The sequence below is a fragment of the uncultured Gilvimarinus sp. genome (assembly GCF_963975215.1).
Classification (GTDB): domain Bacteria; phylum Pseudomonadota; class Gammaproteobacteria; order Pseudomonadales; family Cellvibrionaceae; genus Gilvimarinus.
On record NZ_CAXBFW010000002.1, the window covers coordinates 136332 to 156090 of the forward strand.

Below are 19759 nucleotides of genomic sequence, written 5' to 3' on the forward strand. Positions count from 1 at the left end.
CAATGAGTAACAGTACCCCTACAAATTTACAGGTATTTATCACAAGCGCAAAAGCTTGGCGCTGGCTGGCATTATTGGCCGTTGCGCTGACCTGCTTTAGCCTGTCAAACAGCGCCTTGAGCGCAACCCTAAGCGCCCAGGCGAACCGCACCGAGATCAGTATCAATGATCAGCTTAACGTTACGTTTCGTTTACGGGGAGGCGATTATAACTCTGAACCGGACTTCTCCCCGCTACAGCGCGACTTTGAAATCCTGGCAAGCTATCGCACGCAAAAATCCACCAATATTAATGGCAAACACGATGCTTATTATGAGTGGAATTTAACACTCGCCCCAAAACGAATGGGGCAACTGGTTGTGCCCAGCGTCCGGGTGGCCGGGACGCACTCGGAGTCGATCTCGATTTCGGTTAGCGAAGCGCCCGATAACCCGGCGGCGGCAGGGTCCGAGCTGTTTATGACGATCGAGCCGGAAAAACCCAGTGTTTATGTACAAGAGCAGACAATCGTTAAGGCAAAAATTTATTCCCGATCAAATTTTGACGCGCAGGAAATATCAGATTTCACCCTCGATGACGCCTTGGTAGAGGCCATTACCGAAGACAAGTATGTCACCGAGATGTCCGGTACACCCTACGCCGTTTACGAGCTAACATTGGCGCTTTACCCACAAAAAAGCGGCACGCTTACCATTCCGGCAGTGGACTATGCGGTGCGCCTGCGCTCTAACCGCCGGTCGATGTTAAGCTTTGGCGGCGGCGATGTGCGGCGCGGGCGCAGCTCACCGGTTACCCTAGAGGTAAAACCCATACCCGCCGCGAATGGCAGTGGGCCCTGGCTGCCGGCCAGTGATATCAAGTTAAGCCAGCACTTTAGCCACGACCCGCAGTCGTTAACCGCCGGCGAGCCTATGACCCGCCGGATCACCCTCACCGCGCAGGGGCTGCACCCAAGCCAGCTGCCGCCCATTACCAGTGCGGATGTTGACGGATTTAGCACGTACGCTGACAAACCACAAACCGAAGAACGCCGCAGCGCCACCGGCATTAGCAGCGAGCGCACCGATACTATCGCCATGGTGCCAAGCACAGCCGGCCGCAAGACGTTGCCACCTATCGAACTAAAATGGTTTAACACCACAACCGGTGAGTTTGAAACAGCCCGCTTACCTGCCATAGAAACACAGACAAGCATGCCGGTGGGTGGCAACTCTCCCGCCGTCGCCACGGCACCTGAGCGCCCCTCGGCAGCGGGAGCCGCGGATTCGGCCGGCACCAATAGCATCGGTAGCGTTCCGCGCTGGCTGCTTATTTCGCAGGGGGTTACGCTGTTGTTATTACTGGTGATGACAGCACTGTACTTGAGTGCCCGTAAGCGCGGCTATCAAACGCCGCAACATACCTCCCACAAAACGGATCATGGCGATTGGCGCAGCGTGAAAAAAACCGCCGCTAAAAAAGACTTACCGGAGCTGCGACTCGCGCTGTTACGCTGGGCAGAGCATCACTATCAACAACCCATTAACCGGCTAGAGCGCATTGCGCAGCTATCAGATAGTGAAGAGCACGAAGAGCTTTTAAAGCAACTGCGCCTGCTCGATGAGGCGATCTACCACCCTGCCGGCCATGAATTTGACCCGGGCAAGCTCCTGCCGCTGATTCAAAAGCAGCGCGTAAAAAAGCGGGATGCCGCGGGTGCAAACCTCGCGCCTTTATACCCCAGCTAACCGTTTACCCAGCCCGCTCCACAACCAAAAAGGCCACCACGTAAGTGGTGGCCTTTTTTTGCACGGCTAAATAAATTATTTGGCAAAGCTCTGAATCGGCATTTCGCGCCAGCGTGAAGGCGGCGTTGCCGGCTCGGGCACGTTGGGGTAATCGCTGCCATTTGCCTTTAAGCTCACGGCTAACTCAGACAACACCGTAGGCTCTTCAGCCTCGGAGGGCGCAATAAAAATACCAGCATCGCGCAGCCACAAGCCAAACGCTAAACTGCTGCTGTAGCGAACAATAGGCGCGGCCAACACGAGACCAGCTAATACCGGTGTCATCCACCAAAAAAAGACCGGGGTAAGAACGTAGGTAAGTGCACCCCACACAATGGCCACAAACGTGGCGGGAAAAGTATGGGAGAACGCCTCACCCCACGGCACCATTCGCCCCTCCCGGGCCTGTGCGTTCCAGCTAACTTTATGACCAATAAGTACCGACACCACAAAATAAGCGTGAAACACCATCATCAATGGCGCAATCAATATCGCAAACAGTGTCTCGATAAAAGCTCCGAGCGTTAACCGCCAAGCGCCGCCAAACTGAGAGCGCCGCTGCAGTAAAGCGATAACAACACCAAACACTTTGGGCAAAATTAGAAGCGCCACGGTAAAGCTCAGCAGCGAGAAAATTAAACCCGTTTTAGCAATCGGCCAATTGGGAAACATTTGAAACCCCGAGGTAAAAAACACATTACTCGACAAGGCGCGAACTACCGCGTCGATAGTGCTTAGGGCGAGCATCAGCAACCACAACAACGATGACGCATAAGCCACCGCGCCCAGTAAAAAGTGCAGGCGATTAACCCCGTGCAACCGCGAGCCGGTTAATAACGCCAGGTGCTGCATATTGCCCTGAACCCAACGGCGGTCGCGCGTCGCGTAATCCAGTAAATTGCTGGGCACCTCTTCAAAGCTGCCCCGCGCATCGGCCAGCAATATGACATTCCACCCCGCGCGGCGCAGCATAGCAGCCTCGACAAAGTCGTGGCTGAGGATTTCCCCACCAAAAGGGCCCGGCCCGTTAAGCTCGGGCAAGCCGCAGTGCTGCAGGAAGGGCTCGATTCGGATGATGGCATTGTGCCCCCAGTAGTTGGCCGTATCGGTTTGCCAAAACGCCAAACCAGTTGCCAGCATGGGGCTGTACAAATCAGCCGCAAACTGCAAAAAACGACCAAACATCGTTTGTTGGCGCACTGGGATGGGGACGGTTTGTACCAAAGCGGCGCTGGGGTTTTGCTCGATGGCGTGCACCAACGACAGCATGCACTCGCCGGTCATCACACTATCGGCATCCAGTACAATCATCGACTCGTAAGCATCGCCCCAGCGGCAGCAAAAGTCACTCACATTGCCGACTTTACGGCCACTATTAACCGTACGGCGACGGTAGTGAACGTGACTTGCCAGTGGCCCAAGGCGGTTACACAATTGTTGCCAGGCACCGGCTTCGGCCCGCGCAATGTCAGGGTCCTGGGTATCGCTCAGCAGATAAAAATCAAAGGCTTCAAGCTGCCCTGTTGCTTCAAGCGATCGCAGGCTAACCTCAAAGCCGGCGATAACCCGTGCCGTGTCTTCGTTATACACAGGCATAATAACCGCTGTGCGAGTGTTTACCGCCGCACTTGGGTTAGGGACCGAGGTTTGTTTGCGCAAAGTTAAAGGGTCGAGGCGCATTAGCTGCAGCACAAAACCAATAGCACCGCTGGTAAAAGCAAACACAATCCACAAAAAGGTGATACCAAAAAGCACCAGCAAGCTAATTTCTAGTACTGTCACCCCGTTGGGGCGTAAGATTTCAAACATCATACCGATGCCGAGCGCACCGAGTATCAGTACCAGCGTTAAAAACAGCACCCGGCGGGCCAAAATACCTGATAACTTAATTTCTGCTCCGGTGTCTGGCACAAAAGCCTCCTGTTGGCCCATATTGGCTTTACTGCACAGTGTCGGGGTACCAGACATAGCTCCATACCTCACTCAGTTGTTGGTCACGCATGGTTAATGACACCTGCATATCGGCAGGCCCCTCGCCTTCGGGAATCAACGTAAAGGCTACCCGCCAGGTTCCGGCGACGGGCAATGGCTCGACCACCACATGGGTGATTTCACCTCCGGAGGCACTTACTTTGGCTTGCAACTCAGCTTCAGGGGAGATATTGCTAAGCTCACCACCGGTAAAATCGATGGCGAATTTTCGATGTGAGCGCGGCGGGCCGTCTTCCTGACCGGGTATCGCCGCCCAACCGGTGCGGGTGCGCTCAACCTGCGCTAGCTGCTGGCTGGGTAAACGCTGCTCGAAGGTACGCAAGCGATAAGAGAACAGGTGTTCGGCTTTGGGCTGCAATGGTTTTTTTGGCACCCAATAAGCAACGATATTGTCATTGGTTTCGGTGTTGGTGGGTATCTCTACCAACTCGACTCTACCCTCACCCCACTCTCCTTTGGGTGTTACCCACAGGCTGGGGCGCTCCGAGTAGTGCGCTTCGGCGTCGAGGTAACTGGTAAATTCCCGATCGCGCTGGAGCAATCCAAAACCTTTAGGGTTATTGTCTTGCAGCGACGATACCCGCAACGACCTGGGGTTACTCAGCGGCCGCCATATCCACTGCCCCTGAGAGCTATGCAATAACAAACCGTCAGAGTCGTGTATTTCGGGGCGAATATCATCGACGTAGTTGGGGCTGTTTTCCCCGTGATGAAACATACTGGTAAGCGGCGCCACACCTACTTTGTTAATGTCTGTGCGCGGGTACAGCGCCGCATCCACGTCAACCACGGTAGGTGCCCCGGGCGCCAGCGTAAACCGGTAAGCACCACTGATGGACGGACTGTCCATCAAGGCGATTACGGTCATGTGGGTTTGCTCTTGATCGGGCTGCAGCAACCAAAAGTCGCGAAAAACCGGAAACTCCTCGCCACTGCCTTCGGCGGTATCAACCGCCAAACCACGTGCCGACAAGCCGTACACTTGCCCGGGCCCTACCAGCCTAAAATAGGTGGCCCCCTGAAACACCACAAACTCACTTTTACGGTCTGCCTCGTTTAGCGGATAGTGCACCCGAAACCCGGCAAACCCAAGATCTTCGGTCACCGCATCCGCCACCGGCTTGGCTTGATCGCCATAGCGAAAATACTCAGACTTAAACGGCACGCGCGCGTTGCTACCGGATTTGTCGACCGTGGTTATGGTAACCGGCTCATTGTAAAAAAAGCCCGGGTGAAAAAACTGAACTTCAAATAGAGAGTTGTGCTGCCACAACCCCGCTTCGCGCCGAAAGTGAATGGAGCGATACTGCTCGTAGTTCATGTTTGCTAAGGCGTCGGGGACATTGTGCTCGGGTTTTTGATAGGCTTTGCCGGCGAGCGATCTGGCGCGCTCTTTAACGGTGGCAAACACAACATCGGCCGTGCTGGCAGCTGCCTCGGGTGCAGGTTGCGCCTCGCCTGGCAGCGACACCCCCGTAAGCGCCAGACAAGTGAAAAACAAGGTACCGTAAATAATCCGTTTAACCAGCGGCAAGTTAGGCAGCGCACGGTGCTCGCCAATGGTGTTCGACGCTTCGCTCATAGTTTGTTCCTGGATAATGGGTAAATCGAATAACAACCAGAAACCTGACAAGAGCAATTTGCTTGCCAGCACGAACTAACGCGTCAATTTTGGGCAAACGCAAAAATCTGCCATAAAATACAGCAAAACAAAGCAATATGGCCTATTTTTTGATCAAACCAGTCTGCGCAGAGCTTAGCTTGTTGTAGGTCTTACACGGTAAAGGACAAGTCGTACAACGAGAGAGTTAGCAGGCCACCCTTAACGGACGCCCTAAAAAGAAGTCTCAGAATTGAGCCATAGGGCTGTGTGAGCTTTGCCGGCTGGAACCCCAACCGGCGACTCGATAGGATTAGCTCGACAGTAAGGCTTTAAAATCGTCCAGCTCATAAAGCGGCTCAAGCGCGGGATCTTCCATAACAGTTTGCCGGTAACTGTCGGCGCGCTCTAAGGTTTCGCGCAAGTAATGAATTGCCTGATCATAATTGCCCAGCATGGTTTTAGCGCAGGCAAGTTGATAAAAGGCGTGGGCGTTATCGGGGTCGATGGTGAGGGCGTGCTGACACAAATTAATGGCCCACTGCACCTCACCCAGCTCAAGAACCTCGTCGGCTTTGTAGGTAAGCGCCTCGCAGTCGTCCGGGCGCATCTCCAAAATTTGATCGTAAATGGCGATTTTATTGGCCGATAAGGTCTCTTGTGCAGCCTTGAGCCACAGCGAGTGCAACTCTTGCGTGCGCTCGATCTCTTCGCGGTTGGCGTCGATGTGCTGGGTTTTTTGCGTCAGTTGGTGCTCGATGACTCGCAGTCGTTTTTCATAGGTCGTCACCAGTTTGCCAACTTCCTCGTCGGCAATTTTGTTCATGCGCTCTTTGATATCGCGCACAGACGTCCAGCCCACCAGCACCAGAATCGAGCTGACTCCGGCGATCAGATAAAAGAAATAGGTAATCGTATTGGTGGCATAACTGACACCGCGATCGATAGATTCGACGTGACGATCCACCAACTTTTCGGTGAGCTCAATACGCTGGGCGGCCATCTCTGTGCGCAGCGCTTTGAGTTCATCGAGCACATACCGCTCAATAAACGGGCTGTACAAGGCCTCGTCAAGGTTTTCGACGGTATCGCGCAGCTGCTGCTGAACCTCAGGATCTGCAACCGACGATGGGGCCGCCTGGGCCCCATCGCTATTGCTGTTGGTGGCCTCATTAGCCACGGCACCGACAGCGATTAACAATAGCAGTGCTAAAGCACCGCTAACTAAGCCGCGCATATGGCGTCCCCGTGATTATGCACTTCAATCAGGCAACGGTGCAGGCTCTGTACGGCCAGGTCATAGTCGTCTTCATCCAGAATAAACTGCATATCCACCTGCCTGATAGATTGATGCATAGCGAGAATACTGATATTCACCTCGCTTAATGCCGAAACGGTTTTTGCCAGCATACCCGGCACCTTCATATCACTGCCGATGGCCGATACCACCGCCACTTTGCGGGTATTAATTTCGGCATCGGGGTAAGCCTCTTCCAACACCCGGCGAATACGGTTAACCGTTTTCAGGTTAGCGCCCACATAGTGGGTAATGGTATTGGCATTGATATCTTTACTCACCACGTGCGCTTTATAGCGCGCGATGGTTTTCAGTATAGCTGAATCGTAGCTATCGATATTACCCATCATATCCTGATCAAACAGCTCAATAGAGTAGACACGACGACGACCGGCAATAATCTCGACCCTGGGGGTATCACTGACGTAGTCGCCGGTAATCAGGGTGCCCGAGTGTTCCGGCTCGAAGGTATTCATCACCCGCAGCGGAATATTCGCCTGGCGTAAACCTTTAGCGGCACGGGGGTGAATCGCTTCCATACCAAGGTTGGCCAGCTGATCGGCCACATCGTAGTTCGTTCGGCCAATGGGTACCACTTTATCGGCGCCCACCAAGCGGGGGTCGGCACTGCTCAGGTGGTACTCTTTATGAATAATGGCTTCACGCGCACCGGTGATTACGGCAATACGGCTAAAGGTCATTTCACTATAGCCGCGATCAAAACTCGCCATTAAGCCATTATCGCAGTGAGTGTAGCCGGTGGCGATGGGAAGCTCGGTGGCGTAATCAACCCCGGCGAACGCCTGACCGATCATGTTATCGAGGGTTTCAGCGCCTTCGGCTTGCCAACCCGACAAATCGACGAAGCGGGCGTTAATACCGTCGCGCTTAAGCAAATGCGCCATATTCCAGGCGCTGTGCGCCTCACCGATACTGGCTAACATCTCGCGTACTGTAAACAGGTGCGCCTGCAGCTCAAAGTGGCCATGCTGGCACAATCGCTGTAGATCCGTAAGCACCCGCTCGGCATCATTCAAGCGCTGAGAGATAAACTCATCAGCTTGCCGTCCAAGTTCAGTCTCACCAAACAGCGAGAGGTTAATAGCAAACATCTTTTCGCGCAGAGTTTCAAAGGCTTCATGCCACTCGTCATCGTTGCTGGTGTTGGCAAACAAGCCATAGACACCAGGCTTTCCGTTGCTCTTGTTCTCCAACAGTAAGTCAGTCATGCCGCCGTAGGCTGAGACGACGAACACGCGATTGTAAATATCGTTACTGTTGTTCCCTTTAAGGATGACGTTATCGCGCACCGCCGAGTATTCACTCATGGAGGTGCCACCGATTTTCTCTACTGTATGATTCATACCTTTACCTTTGCTGTACCTGTTACTGCGGAAGACTAAACTTGAACGGTTGAGGCTGTCATTGACCCAATCGATGCCTTAGTCTTTTACCTCTTCGGCGTCCAGCTCATAGGCACCTTCGGCATTGTGAACTTCTTTACCGTGCAGAGGCGGGTTAAACACACACGCCAACTTCATTTCTTCGTCGGCGCGCAAAATATGCTTATCGTTGAGGTTTAGGTTGTAAACAGTGCCCGGCTCGATGGGGTACACCTTGCCGTCTGCAACGGTCTCTACGGAGCCGTAACCACTAACACAGTAAACCGTCTCCAGATGATTTTGATAATGCATGTGCAGCTCGGCATCACGATAGATTGTCGTAATGTGAAATGAAAAACCCATACCATCGTTTTTAAGAAGCAGGCGGGTACTGTCCCACCCTTCTGAAACAATTTTACGATCCGTTTTTTCCGCATCTTTTAGATTTCGTACAATCATCGTTACCTCCAAAATTAAACACTATTAAAAATGGCGACTAAAAAGTCGCCAGTTGCTCTTTACCGGTTAAGGGTTAAGAAGCTTTTTTTAACTTCTCACGCTCAAACACTTCGGCAAAGCTATTCTCAAGCTTATCAAGGCCGTCATTAAGCGCCTCTGTGGTAATGGTCAGTGGGCAAAAGCACTTAACAATCTGGCTATGATTACCCGAGGTTTCAATCACCACACCGTTTTTAAACGCCTGAGCACACACTTTACTGGCCAACTCGCCGGTGCGACAGTCAATGCCCTGCATCAAACCGCGCCCTTTCAGGCTTAAGGTTATCTCGCCGTGCGTTTCAATAATCTTTTTAAAACGCTTGGTTACTAGCTCGGCTTTTTCCTGTATCGCCAGCTCCAGCTTGTTGTCGCTCCAGTAGTGTTCGATTGCCGCCGCCGCGGTAACAAACGCGTGATTATTACCACGGAAAGTACCATTGTGCTCACCCGGCTCCCACTGATCCAAATCGGGTTTAATCAGCACTACGGCAAACGGCAAGCCATACGCGCTGAGGGATTTAGACAGCGTAATAACGTCGGGCTTAATACCGGCTTTCTCAAAGCTAAAGAACGTACCGGTACGGCCACAGCCTGCCTGAATATCATCCAAAATCAACAAAATACCGTGCTTTTTACAAAGCTTATCGACCGCCTGCAGCCACTCGTAACTTGCTACATTGAGCCCGCCCTCGCCCTGTACCGCTTCCAGGATCATCGCGGCGGGCTTATCGATACCACTAGAGGGGTCAGACAGCAACTTATCCATCATTTTAACGGTATCAACGTCGCGGCCGTAGTAGCCGCAAAATGGCATGCGATCGACATCACATAAAGAAACGTTAGCACCACCGCGGTGATGCTGGTTACCGGTTACCGCTACAGCGCCCAGTGAACAGCCGTGAAAACCATTGGTAAATGAAACAATATTGCTACGCCCGGTTATTTTACGGGCAATTTTTAACGCCGCTTCTACCGCATTGGTACCAGTTGGGCCGGTAAACTGTACGACATACTCCATATCGCGAGGCGCTAAAATCTTATCGCGAAACACTTCTAAAAAATTGCGTTTGGCATCGCTGTGCATATCCAGGCCATGAGTAATGCCATCGGCGGTGATGTAATCGAGCAGCGCCTGCTTAATGTTGTCATTGTTGTGGCCGTAGTTTAACGAGCCGGCCCCGGACAGAAAATCAATATACTGCTCGCCAGAATCGGTATACAGGTAGCAATCTTTTGCTTTGTTAAACACCACCGGAAAAGACCGTGCGTAAGACTGAACTTCTGATTCCATTTCGTTAAAAATATTCATGCTATTTCCTCAAATAAGTCATTGGGTATTGATGAGTGGACCGCCGTGCGCCAGCTATTGGTGCGCACCAGCGCTGCTACTAGCGCTTAAACGGGCCAATCACTAAGCGGTGCTCATCATCGTGAACGCCGCCAAAATGCTGTTCTTTTTCAAAGTAAACGCCGCTGGTTAACTCAGCATCCAGATCTCGCGCCAGGGATTTAAACACTCCCCAGGAGGCGTCGTTATCGGGCGTAATAGTCGTGTGCATATGAGTGACCTGCTGGCAGGCATCGCTGGCGAGCTGTGCTTTCACCAGCTTTTTCGCCAGACCTAAGCCCCGCGCGGCCTTATCTACCACGATCTGCCACACAAACAGCACGTTGGGCTCATTGGGCAATACATAGCCAGAGGCAAACCCAACCATCTGATCGCCTTTGAAGGCCGCGATGGCAGTATCGGCAAAGTGCGAGCACTGCAATAAATTGCAATAGATGGAGTTAGGGTCTAACGGCGGGTTGGCAGCCACTAATTGATTAACGGCATAACCGTCTGATGCTGTGGGATGACGCAATACAACCGTATCTGAATCATTCATAACTAATGCTTATTCCCTAAGGATTAAAAGTAAACAATACCCCGCTAAATATGACGAAACATCACTTCTGAGGCTCTATTTCGTTTTTTTGGCTTATTTATCGATATTTCTATCAATTGCGCCAAAAATATATATTTAGTGGTCTAAGTTTTAATGTATAGTACACTAAGTACTTTGGTAAGTCCAGAGACACACGAACCAGTCGAGGCACTACTATGGCAAATGCATCGAACTATCATATAGACGCAGAAATATTAGGACCCGAAGCAAAAGCTGCTTATAATTTCGCGCTTTCCAATCAGAGAACCGCAATGGATAAAATAGAAGAAGTGCTGGTATCCCTGCGCCGGGTTATTCGCGCCACCGACCTGCACTCAAAGAAACTGGTCAAAACCGCCTCTGTAACGGGGCCGCAACTTCTGCTGATGCAGATACTGCAAAACAAAGGCGACATGACGATCAGCGAGCTCGCCCGCGATATGAGTCTGTCGCAAGCCACCGTAACCACAGTGCTGGACCGGTTGGAAAAACGTGAGCTGATTACCCGGGTGCGCTCGCAGCAGGATAAACGCAAGGTTTATCCGCAGCTTACCCATAAAGGTAGTAAGATTCTGGAGAGCGCGCCCACAGCACTGCAAGACGATTTTGTCCGGCGCTTTAAGAACTTAAATGATTGGGAGCAAGGCATGATCATCGCTTCACTCCAGCGGGTAGCCGAGATGATGAACGCCGAGACGCTGGATGCCTCACCCTTTTTGGATGTAGGGGCTTTGGATCGGGGTGAAATTGAACGCGGCTAAACTAAGCACAGCGAGCTGGGGCGCAGCGGATTACGCGCAAAATGCCAAAAAAACTGCTTAGACCTCAAAACACTGGCGTATTAACACCTTAGAAACTTCATCAGAGACTATAGGGGCCATTTAATTAGCCCCCTAAAGGTTTTGCTCAAGCACACCGGCAGAGCGCCATCCGGCGGACAGAGCCCGGCTCCGGCACCAGGCCCCCACTGACAGGCTGTTAGCGGTAATCTAGCCGGACGCTGCCGGCGCCAAAGTCATCCCGCAACTGCTGCAGTAAGTCATCCTCCGGGCGCACGCTCCACTCAGCCCCCAAGCGTAGCTGACAGCGGGCATCCGATCGCTGATAGGCAATCACAATGGGGCATTTGCCATCGCGGTAAGGCTCCAGGCACTCACGCAGACGCGCCGAGGCATTGGCGCCCAGCTCGCCGGCATTGAGCGACAGACAGAGCGCACGGGCTTTTTCTTGCCGCACTTCGGCCAAATTACGTACAGCATCGGCCCGCATTTTAAGACTGTTACTGTATTCGTCGTGACTCACCTGCCCTTCCACCAGCAACAGCGCATCTTTAACCAGCAACTCACGGCACTCGTTAAAGGTATCGGAGAACACGGCAATCTCAATGCGCCCGGTGCGATCGTCCAGCGTGATAAAAGCCATGGTGTCGCCGCGCTTGGTTTTCATGGTGCGCGTCGCCACCACCAAGCCGCCAATGCGCTGAGTGTTTTTATCCGGTGTGATATTGGCAATCCGGGACGACACCAGAAAATTGATTTCCTGATCGTACTCATCAATCGGGTGGCCGGTTAGATACAACCCCAGGGTCTCGTTCTCGGCGGTTAAACGCTCTTTCATCGACCATGGGCGCACCCGGGAGAACTCCCGGTACGCATCTTCGGCGCTGGCCGCCGCCGGCACTACATCACCAAATAAATCGACCATACCGGCACTGGCATTTGCAGCGCTCTGCTCGGCGGCTTTAACCGCCTCGGTAATGGCGGCAAACATAACCGCCCGATCGTGATCGAGACTTCGGCTGGGGCCCAAGTTGTCAGCCGCGCCAGAGCGAATCAGGGCCTCTAGCGCCCTCTTATTCACTTTACGCGGGTCAATGCGGGCGCAAAAATCAAACAGATCTTTAAAGGGCCCGCCGGCCTCCCGCGCCTGAATAATGCTGTCCACCGGGCCTTCACCCAAGCCTTTAATCGCACCCAGGCCGTAAATCACGTTGTTGTCGTCATCAACGGTAAATTTAAGCTCGCCGCGATTAACATCCGGGGGCAGTAGCGTCAGCCCCATGGTGCGACACTCTTCGATAAAGGTAACCACTTTATCGGTTTTATCCATGTCCGAGCTCATGGTCGCGGCCATAAAGTGCGCAGGATAATGCGCTTTTAGCCACGCTGTCTGATAAGACACCAGTGCATAGGCAGCCGAGTGGGACTTGTTAAACCCGTAACCGGCAAACTTCTCTACCAAGTCAAAGATTTTCATAGCCAGCGTCGGGTCAATGCCCTTGCCCTTCGCGCCTTCGGCAAAAATCTCGCGCTGCTTGGCCATCTCCTCGGGTTTTTTCTTACCCATCGCCCGCCGCAACAAATCGGCGCCACCCAGGCTGTAGCCCGCCAGCTCCTGGGCGATCTGCATGACCTGTTCCTGGTAAACAATAACCCCGTAGGTGGGCTTTAGAATAGGCTCAAGGCACTCGTGCTGATACTTGGCATCGGGGTAGGCAACCTGCGCCTTACCGTGCTTACGGTTAACAAAGTCGGTCACCATCCCAGAGTCCAGCGGGCCCGGGCGAAACAGTGCCACCAGTGCAATCATGTCTTCGAGGTTATCTGGCTTGAGGCGCTTAATCAGATCTTTCATCCCGCGCGACTCTAGCTGAAACACCGCGGTCGTTTCGGCGCGCTTAAGCAGATCAAAAGTGGGCTTATCTTCCAGATCGATGGTGGTGATATCCAGCGCCGGCTGATCGGTTTTAGCGCGCTGGGCGTTGATCATCTCCATGGCCCAATCGATGATGGTGAGTGTACGCAAGCCAAGAAAGTCAAACTTTACCAGGCCGGCATCTTCGACATCGTTTTTATCGTATTGAGTAACCAGCCCTTTACCGGATTCATCGCAGTACAGCGGCGAGAAGTCGATTAACTGGTTGGGCGCAATCACCACGCCACCGGCGTGTTTACCTACGTTGCGGGTTAGGCCCTCAAGCTTAACCGCCATATCCCAAATTTCTTGTGCGTCGCCGTCCGTCTCCAGCAGCTCGCGCAATATCTCAACTTCTTCGAGCGCCTGCTTCAGTGTCATGCCCGGCGTGGGCGGAATCATTTTCGAGAGTTTGTCGGCCAGGCCGTAGGATTTACCCAACACCCGGGCCACATCGCGCACCACGGCCTTAGCCGCCATGGTACCGAAGGTGATAATCTGGCTTACCGCCTCGCGCCCGTAAGCCTCGGCCACATAACTGATAACCCGGTCGCGGTTCTCCATGCAAAAGTCGACGTCAAAGTCGGGCATCGATACCCGCTCCGGGTTCAAAAAGCGCTCAAACAGTAAGTCGTACTGCAGTGGGTCGAGGTCGGTAATTTCCAGCGAGTAAGCTACTAACGACCCCGCACCCGAGCCCCGGCCCGGCCCCACCGGAATACCGTTTTCTTTGGCCCAGCGGATAAAGTCCATTACGATCAGAAAGTAACCGGGAAACCCCATTTGCAGAATAATATCCAGCTCAAACTGCATTCGGTCACGATAAACCTGATAGCGCTCGCTGTAATCCGGCGCCGACTTATTCAGGATTTTTTCCAGCCGCTGATCCATCCCTTCCAGACAGACCTTTTCAAAAAACTCATTTTCGGTCATGCCGTCGGAAATCGGGTACTGCGGCAAAAAGTAATCGCCCAGCTGGATATTGACCGTACAGCGTTTCGCGATTTCGACTGAGTTTGTCAGTGCTTCCGGAATGTCGCTAAACAGCTCCTGCATTTCATCAGCTGAGCGCAGATACTGCTGCTCGGAGTAACGTCGCTCGCGTCGCGGATCGTCCAGCGTGCGCCCTTCGGCAATACAGACACGAGCCTCGTGCACCTCAAAGTCATCCTGGTGCAAAAAGCGCACGTCATTGGTGGCCACCACTGGGCACTGCACTTCGTCGGCGAGCGCTACAGCTGCATGCAAGTAGGACTCTTCGTATTCGCGGCCGGTGCGCTGTAGCTCTAGATAAAAGCGCCCGGGAAACTCCTTCATCCAATGGGCCAGCTCGGTGCGCGCCTGTGCGTTGCGCCCGGACAACAGCGACAATCCCACATCACCCAAACGCCCGCCGGATAGCGCAATAACGCCCCCGGAGAATTCGCTGACCCAGGTGCGCTCGACATACGCGACACCTTGCTGCTGGCCTTTTTGGTAAGCGCGCGAGATTAAGGCAATAATATTTTTGTAGCCGGTATCGTCCATGGCCAACAGAGTAATTAAGGTGGCCTTGGCTTCCGAGTCGGCGCCATTAATTAAAAAATCACAGCCGACAATGGGCTTGACCCCCTGCCCCTGCATAGTCTTGTAGAACTTAATCAAACCGTAAAAATTAGTCTGATCGGATACGCCGCAAGCGGGCATACCAAGCTCTTGCAAGCGTGCCGCCAAAGGCTTAATGCGAATCAAGCTATCCGATAGCGAGTACTCGGTATGCAGGCGAAGGTGTACAAATTGAGCTGTCATAGATACCGTTAAAAAATAGTCAGTTGTTCTAGTTGCTGCTTAACCGGTGCAAACGAGCGGCGGTGAATATCGCTAACCCCAAGCTTGGCCAGCGCGGCCATATGCACTTTGGTGGGATACCCTTTGTGCCCGGCAAAGCCGTAACCGGGATAGATTTTGTCAAACGCAACCATCTCGGCATCGCGAGTAACCTTAGCTAAAATAGAGGCGGCACTTATGGCGGCTACCCGACTATCCCCTTTTACCACGGCCTCGGCACTGTACTCCCAGCGAGGTATTTTATTGCCATCCACCCACACATGCTCTGGCGTTACCGATAAACCGTCAACCGCGCGCTGCATTGCCAGCAAGCTCGCCTGCAATATATTGATAGAGTCGATCTCGGCAACACTGGCTCGGGCGATGCAATAGCTTAGTGCTTGTTCTTTAATAAGATCAAAAAGGTAAAGTCGGCGTTTTTCCGTCAGTTTTTTGGAGTCGTTTAGCCCGTCGATAGGGTTGCCCGGATCGAGAATAACCGCTGCCGCGACTACATCACCGGCCAAGGGGCCACGCCCCACTTCATCGACACCGGCACCTAAGTTCCCTTTATAGCAAGAGACAAACGGCTCCATAATTTACTCCAGATAATGACACTTGCCAGATAGATGGCTTTAGTCTTGCGCGGGCACGTCTAACGCTACGCCATCGATAAGGTTAACCACGGCATTCGCGGCTGCCGCACTGGCGTTACAACGCAGCGTCTCATGCAACTGTAAAAAACGCTCTTTCAGTGTTGCAACCTCATCCGGCTGATCAAAATACGCTAGCACCTGCGTTGCAATCCCCTCGGCGGTTGCGTCACCCTGAATAAGCTCTGGCACCAGCTCTTCTCCCGCCAATAAATTAGGCAGTGAGACATAGGGCACCCGCAACATGGCGGAGATAATTTGGTAGGACAGCCAGCCCATTTTATAACTAACCACCATTGGTTTTTTCAGCAGCATCGCCTCGAGTGCCGTCGTGCCGGATGCCAACACAACCACATCGGCCGCCGCCATCACCTCGTGAGATTTACCCTGCACCAGAGTTACGGGCAAATCACTGTATTCGCTCAGTTGCTGGTGAATTTGCCGGTAGCGATGACCACTAGCGGCGGGCAAGACGAACCTAAGCCCGGGACGCTGCTTTAAACATAAACGGGCCGCTTGATAAAAAATCGGGCCAAGCCGCTCAACCTCTCCCTGTCGACTGCCCGGCAAAAGTGCGACCACCGGCGTCTCGCCGGGCAAATCGAGCATTAGCTGACTGCGCGCTACGGCGGTGTCCGTGTGCAACGGAATATCATCCGCCAGAGTGTGTCCGACAAATTGCACCGGAACACCGTGATCGCGGTAAAACTGCGCCTCAAACGGTAAGAGTGTCAGCATCAAATCGACGGCGCGGCGAATCTTTTTAATGCGCCCCTGGCGCCAGGCCCAAACCGATGGGCTAACATAATGAACGGTTTTTACGCCGTTTTCATGCAGCTTTTGCTCTAGGGTTAAGTTGAAGTCGGGCGAGTCGATACCGATAAAAACGGCGGGCTGCTGCTCACTAAAGTGATCGATTAAAAAACGCCGGATACGCAACAGCTCTGGCAAGCGTTTAAGCGGCTCAATCAGCCCCATCACCGCCAGCCGGTCTTGCGGAAAAAACGAGTGAAAGCCCTCGGCCAGCATTCGCGGCCCACCGATACCGGCAAACTCAATATGCGGATAATGTTTCTTTAACGCGCGAATCAAACCCGCGCCCAGAATATCGCCTGAAGCCTCTCCGGCCACAATACCGACTTTTAGCGTCTGAGTCATAGCTCCGCTCAGCGGACGATGCCGCGCTTTGAGGTGTTCAGCGAATCAATCATAGGGCGTACTGCGGGAAACTCTAAGGCCAGCGGCTCCAGCTGCAGCAAAGCCTCATCCACAGTCAGGCCGCGGCGGTAAATAATTTTAAACGCGCGGTTCACCGCGGCAATTTCGTCTTTACTAAAGCCCCGGCGACGCATCCCCTCAGCATTGATACTTTTAGCCGCCGCAGGGGCGCCATTGACCAACACATAGGCGGGCACATCCTTACCAATAGCGCTGCCCATACCACTAAAACTGTGAGCGCCAATGTTACAAAACTGATGCACCAGAGTGAAGCCGCTGAGAATGGCCCAGTCACCCACCACAACATGCCCGGCCAGGGATGTGTTATTAACGAGGATGCAATGATCCCCCAATACACTGTCGTGGCCAATATGAACATAGGCCATAATTAAGTTGTGGTTACCGATAGTGGTTTCAGAGCGATCCTGAACTGTACCGCGATGAATGGTTACCCCTTCACGAATGATGTTGTGATCACCAATAACCAGCCGCGTGGGCTCACCTCTGTATTTAAGGTCGGGGGTGTCTTCACCGATGGTTGAGAACTGAAAGATCTGATTGTTCTTCCCGATCTGCGTCGGCCCTTTGATGACAACGTGCGAGGCGATGACGCTGCCAGACCCAATTTCGACATCTGGGCCAATAATGGTCCACGGTCCCACCCTTACATCATCTGCAAGTTTCGCATCCGGGTGAATAATTGCCTGAGGAGCTATCAAGGTCAACTGATTCAAGCCTCTCGGTTAGACTTTGCGGTCAGCGCACAGAATCGTTGCGGAGGCGGCAAGCTCACCGTCAACGGTTGCCTTACAGGCAAACTTCCAAACGCCGCGCTTGGATGAAATAATTTGCGATTCGAGTTGCAGCCGGTCGCCAGGGATTACCTGACGCTTAAAGCGCACGTCATCGACACCGGCAAACAAATAGATAGAGCCGTCTTGCGGTTTCTTATCCATGGTTTTGAAGCCGAGCACACCTGAGGCCTGCGCTAGGGCTTCCAGAATCAACACACCCGGGAAAACCGGAAAATCCGGAAAGTGCCCGTTAAAAACATCTTCATTGATGGAGATATTTTTATAGGCGACAATAGATTCACCCTCTACCAACTCCACCACTCGATCCACCAAAAGCATCGGGTAGCGGTGCGGAAGGTATTGTCGAATTTCGTTTACGTCCATCATTTTTATGTGGCCTTATTAGCACTAATACGCAGGTTGAGCTCACCTAAAGGCGACAAAAATTTGCCGCCACTAAGGCAAGCTTACTTATTACGGTCGTTTTCCAGGGCTTTAAGTCTGGAGGCGATGTCATTGAGCTGATTGAACCGGACGGCGTTTTTTCGCCACTCACGGGTATCAATAGCACTACTACCCGAGCTGTAGCTGCCGGGTGTGGAGATCGACTTGGTCACCATGGTCATTCCGGTAATGTGAACATTGTCGGTCACCTCTAAATGCCCAACGATTCCCACGGCACCAGCCAAAGTACAATTACGGCCTATAATCGTGCTACCAGCCAAGCCACAATTGGCCGCAATCGCGGTATTTTCACCAATACGGCAATTGTGCGCGATATGCACCTGATCATCGATTTTTACGCCATTGCAAATCACAGTATCATCTAAGGCACCACGGTCGATCGTGGTAGAGGCACCAATTTCGACACGATCGCCAATGATGACACTACCGAGTTGGTGGATTTTACACCAGCGGCCGTCACTATCGGGGGCAAAGCCAAACCCGTCGGCACCAATCACGCAGTTACTGTGCAGCAGTGAATCGTCACCAATCACAACGCCGTGATATATCGAGGCATTAGCCGCTATGCGTGTGCGCGCGCCCACCTGAACATCAGCGCCGATGTAGCAGCCAGGACCAATAATTGCCTCATCGCCCAATACCGCACCACTTTCTACAACGGCATTGGCACCTATGCTTACATTTTCCCCAAGGCGTACATTGCTCGCCAGCACCGCAGACTCGTGAACCGAATGCACAACAGAGCCGGCGCTGCGATCAAACAACTTGCTTAAGCGCGCATAAGCCAAATAGGGGTTCTCTACAATCAGAGAGACGCCGTGATAGTGTTCGGCATCGTTCGCACGCAAAATGACCGCGCCAGCCTGACAATCTGGCAGGTACTTTAGGTAGGCCGCACCGGATAAAAAGCTAATCTGATCACTTTTAGCCGAAACCAAACCAGCAATGCCGGTTATTGCTAAACCGGCATTGCTCTCATCAATCTCAGCACTGAGGTAATCCGCCAGCTGGCGGAGGGTGTAGTTAGTCACTCACTCTTCCACACAAATTACTGAGATTTATTCAGGCGCTCAACAAGCTGGGCGGTAATATCGTGATCAGCATCGGCATGAAAAACCGACTGAGCATTGATGATCATGCCAATCTTTTCGTCTTCGATAAGCTTCTCAAGTACCGGGCGAACCTTAGGTGCGATCTCTTGCTGCACGCGTTGCAGCACTTGCTGCTGTTCTGCCTGTAGCTTCTTTTGCGCCAGCTCGTAATCGGCACGCAAGTATTCAATTTTTTTGCGGTGCTCGGCCAACTTGTCTTCTGACCATGTCATTCCGTCTTTTTCCGCGCTCTCTTGCAGCGTTTTAATATCGGCCACCAAGCTCTCTAGCTTGGCGCGCATGGCGGTGAACTCTGCGTTTTTTTGCAGGGTGTCCATGCTCTTTTTGGCAAGGTCGGTACCCAAAATAGCTGCCTGCATATCCAGTACAACCACTTTATCAGCAGCCATTGCCGAGCTAGCCGTCACGGCCGTGGCAGTCAATGTCATAGCAAGTAGCAAATTCTTCACAATGTTCACAACGCTTTCCTCTATAGTTGTAGTCGTATTTATCTATTAAATGATCCGTTCATCCCATCGTGGGCCCGCTGGCAAGCCGCACTCTACGCCACACAAGGC

The 19759-nt window shown here is 52.8% G+C and carries 16 protein-coding genes; 2 read left to right on the top strand and 14 right to left on the bottom strand.

All coding sequences use genetic code 11. The annotated features are described in order from the left end of the window. Positions 1 to 2 precede the first annotated feature (2 nt). Positions 3 to 1727 carry a BatD family protein gene (locus tag AAC019_RS02480; protein WP_339896976.1) on the top strand — a complete coding sequence of 575 codons (1725 nt, stop codon included), beginning with the start codon at positions 3 to 5 and terminating at the stop codon, positions 1725 to 1727. Positions 1728 to 1802: 75 nt separating this feature from the next. Here AAC019_RS02480 and mdoH read toward each other — a convergent pair whose 3' ends face one another. The 7 genes from mdoH to ectA all read right to left on the bottom strand — a co-directional run bounded on the left by mdoH (position 1803) and on the right by ectA (position 10421). Then, positions 1803 to 3734, bottom strand: a complete 1932-nt coding sequence (gene mdoH, locus AAC019_RS02485) for a glucans biosynthesis glucosyltransferase MdoH (protein ID WP_339896977.1) — start codon at positions 3732 to 3734, stop codon at positions 1803 to 1805. Continuing rightward, entirely contained in the window at positions 3706 to 5340 is a 1635-nt protein-coding gene (locus tag AAC019_RS02490; protein WP_339896978.1) for a glucan biosynthesis protein, read from the bottom strand. Before AAC019_RS02490 ends, mdoH begins: the two co-directional genes overlap by 29 nt. A gap of 331 nt (positions 5341 to 5671) precedes the next feature. After that, entirely contained in the window at positions 5672 to 6595 is a 924-nt protein-coding gene (locus AAC019_RS02495; RefSeq protein WP_339896979.1) for a tetratricopeptide repeat protein, read from the bottom strand. Further along, complete coding sequence (locus AAC019_RS02500) at positions 6583 to 8019, bottom strand: aspartate kinase (protein ID WP_339896980.1); 1437 nt, start codon at positions 8017 to 8019, stop codon at positions 6583 to 6585. Before AAC019_RS02500 ends, AAC019_RS02495 begins: the two co-directional genes overlap by 13 nt. Positions 8020 to 8097: 78 nt before the next feature. Next, positions 8098 to 8496: an ectoine synthase gene (locus AAC019_RS02505; protein ID WP_339896981.1), complete on the bottom strand. Its 399-nt coding sequence runs from the start codon at positions 8494 to 8496 to the stop codon at positions 8098 to 8100. Positions 8497 to 8569: 73 nt separating this feature from the next. Further along, on the bottom strand, positions 8570 to 9844 hold the full coding sequence (gene ectB / locus AAC019_RS02510) for a diaminobutyrate--2-oxoglutarate transaminase (RefSeq protein WP_339896982.1): 1275 nt from the start codon (positions 9842 to 9844) through the stop codon (positions 8570 to 8572). 79 nt (positions 9845 to 9923) lie between these two features. After that, positions 9924 to 10421, bottom strand: a complete 498-nt coding sequence (ectA, locus tag AAC019_RS02515; RefSeq protein WP_339896983.1) for a diaminobutyrate acetyltransferase — start codon at positions 10419 to 10421, stop codon at positions 9924 to 9926. A gap of 311 nt (positions 10422 to 10732) precedes the next feature. On the opposite strand from ectA, the gene AAC019_RS02520 reads away from it, so the two are divergent. Next, a complete protein-coding gene (locus AAC019_RS02520) occupies positions 10733 to 11221 on the top strand; it encodes a MarR family transcriptional regulator (RefSeq protein ID WP_339896984.1) in 489 nt (162 codons plus the stop codon). 217 nt (positions 11222 to 11438) lie between these two features. Here AAC019_RS02520 and dnaE read toward each other — a convergent pair whose 3' ends face one another. From dnaE to AAC019_RS02555, 7 genes are all read right to left on the bottom strand, one after another. Beyond that, positions 11439 to 14942 (bottom strand): DNA polymerase III subunit alpha, encoded by a 3504-nt coding sequence (dnaE, locus tag AAC019_RS02525; RefSeq protein WP_339896985.1) that lies wholly within the window; start codon positions 14940 to 14942, stop codon positions 11439 to 11441. 8 nt (positions 14943 to 14950) lie between these two features. Beyond that, on the bottom strand, positions 14951 to 15556 hold the full coding sequence (gene rnhB, locus AAC019_RS02530) for a ribonuclease HII (RefSeq protein ID WP_339896986.1): 606 nt from the start codon (positions 15554 to 15556) through the stop codon (positions 14951 to 14953). 39 nt (positions 15557 to 15595) lie between these two features. After that, the gene (lpxB, locus tag AAC019_RS02535) at positions 15596 to 16771 is read right to left on the bottom strand and encodes a lipid-A-disaccharide synthase (RefSeq protein WP_339896987.1); all 1176 of its coding nucleotides are present in this window, start codon (positions 16769 to 16771) and stop codon (positions 15596 to 15598) included. Between the two features lie 8 nt (positions 16772 to 16779). Further along, positions 16780 to 17556 carry an acyl-ACP--UDP-N-acetylglucosamine O-acyltransferase gene (gene lpxA / locus AAC019_RS02540; protein WP_339897111.1) on the bottom strand — a complete coding sequence of 259 codons (777 nt, stop codon included), beginning with the start codon at positions 17554 to 17556 and terminating at the stop codon, positions 16780 to 16782. Between the two features lie 18 nt (positions 17557 to 17574). Further along, positions 17575 to 18012: a 3-hydroxyacyl-ACP dehydratase FabZ gene (gene fabZ / locus AAC019_RS02545; protein WP_339896988.1), complete on the bottom strand. Its 438-nt coding sequence runs from the start codon at positions 18010 to 18012 to the stop codon at positions 17575 to 17577. An 80-nt stretch (positions 18013 to 18092) separates the two neighbouring features. Beyond that, entirely contained in the window at positions 18093 to 19121 is a 1029-nt protein-coding gene (gene lpxD / locus AAC019_RS02550; protein ID WP_339896989.1) for a UDP-3-O-(3-hydroxymyristoyl)glucosamine N-acyltransferase, read from the bottom strand. 17 nt (positions 19122 to 19138) lie between these two features. Next, a complete protein-coding gene (locus tag AAC019_RS02555; RefSeq protein ID WP_339896990.1) occupies positions 19139 to 19660 on the bottom strand; it encodes an OmpH family outer membrane protein in 522 nt (173 codons plus the stop codon). Between the last annotated feature and the right edge of the window lie 99 nt (positions 19661 to 19759).

Coding starts and splice junctions, on each gene's coding strand:
- AAC019_RS02480 (WP_339896976.1), top strand. CDS start 3: ATGAGTAACAGTACCCCTACAAATTTACAGGTATTTATCACAAGCGCA.
- mdoH (WP_339896977.1), bottom strand. CDS start 3,734: ATGTCTGGTACCCCGACACTGTGCAGTAAAGCCAATATGGGCCAACAG.
- AAC019_RS02490 (WP_339896978.1), bottom strand. CDS start 5,340: ATGAGCGAAGCGTCGAACACCATTGGCGAGCACCGTGCGCTGCCTAAC.
- AAC019_RS02495 (WP_339896979.1), bottom strand. CDS start 6,595: ATGCGCGGCTTAGTTAGCGGTGCTTTAGCACTGCTATTGTTAATCGCT.
- AAC019_RS02500 (WP_339896980.1), bottom strand. CDS start 8,019: ATGAATCATACAGTAGAGAAAATCGGTGGCACCTCCATGAGTGAATAC.
- AAC019_RS02505 (WP_339896981.1), bottom strand. CDS start 8,496: ATGATTGTACGAAATCTAAAAGATGCGGAAAAAACGGATCGTAAAATT.
- ectB (WP_339896982.1), bottom strand. CDS start 9,844: ATGAATATTTTTAACGAAATGGAATCAGAAGTTCAGTCTTACGCACGG.
- ectA (WP_339896983.1), bottom strand. CDS start 10,421: ATGAATGATTCAGATACGGTTGTATTGCGTCATCCCACAGCATCAGAC.
- AAC019_RS02520 (WP_339896984.1), top strand. CDS start 10,733: ATGGATAAAATAGAAGAAGTGCTGGTATCCCTGCGCCGGGTTATTCGC.
- dnaE (WP_339896985.1), bottom strand. CDS start 14,942: ATGACAGCTCAATTTGTACACCTTCGCCTGCATACCGAGTACTCGCTA.
- rnhB (WP_339896986.1), bottom strand. CDS start 15,556: ATGGAGCCGTTTGTCTCTTGCTATAAAGGGAACTTAGGTGCCGGTGTC.
- lpxB (WP_339896987.1), bottom strand. CDS start 16,771: ATGACTCAGACGCTAAAAGTCGGTATTGTGGCCGGAGAGGCTTCAGGC.
- fabZ (WP_339896988.1), bottom strand. CDS start 18,012: ATGATGGACGTAAACGAAATTCGACAATACCTTCCGCACCGCTACCCG.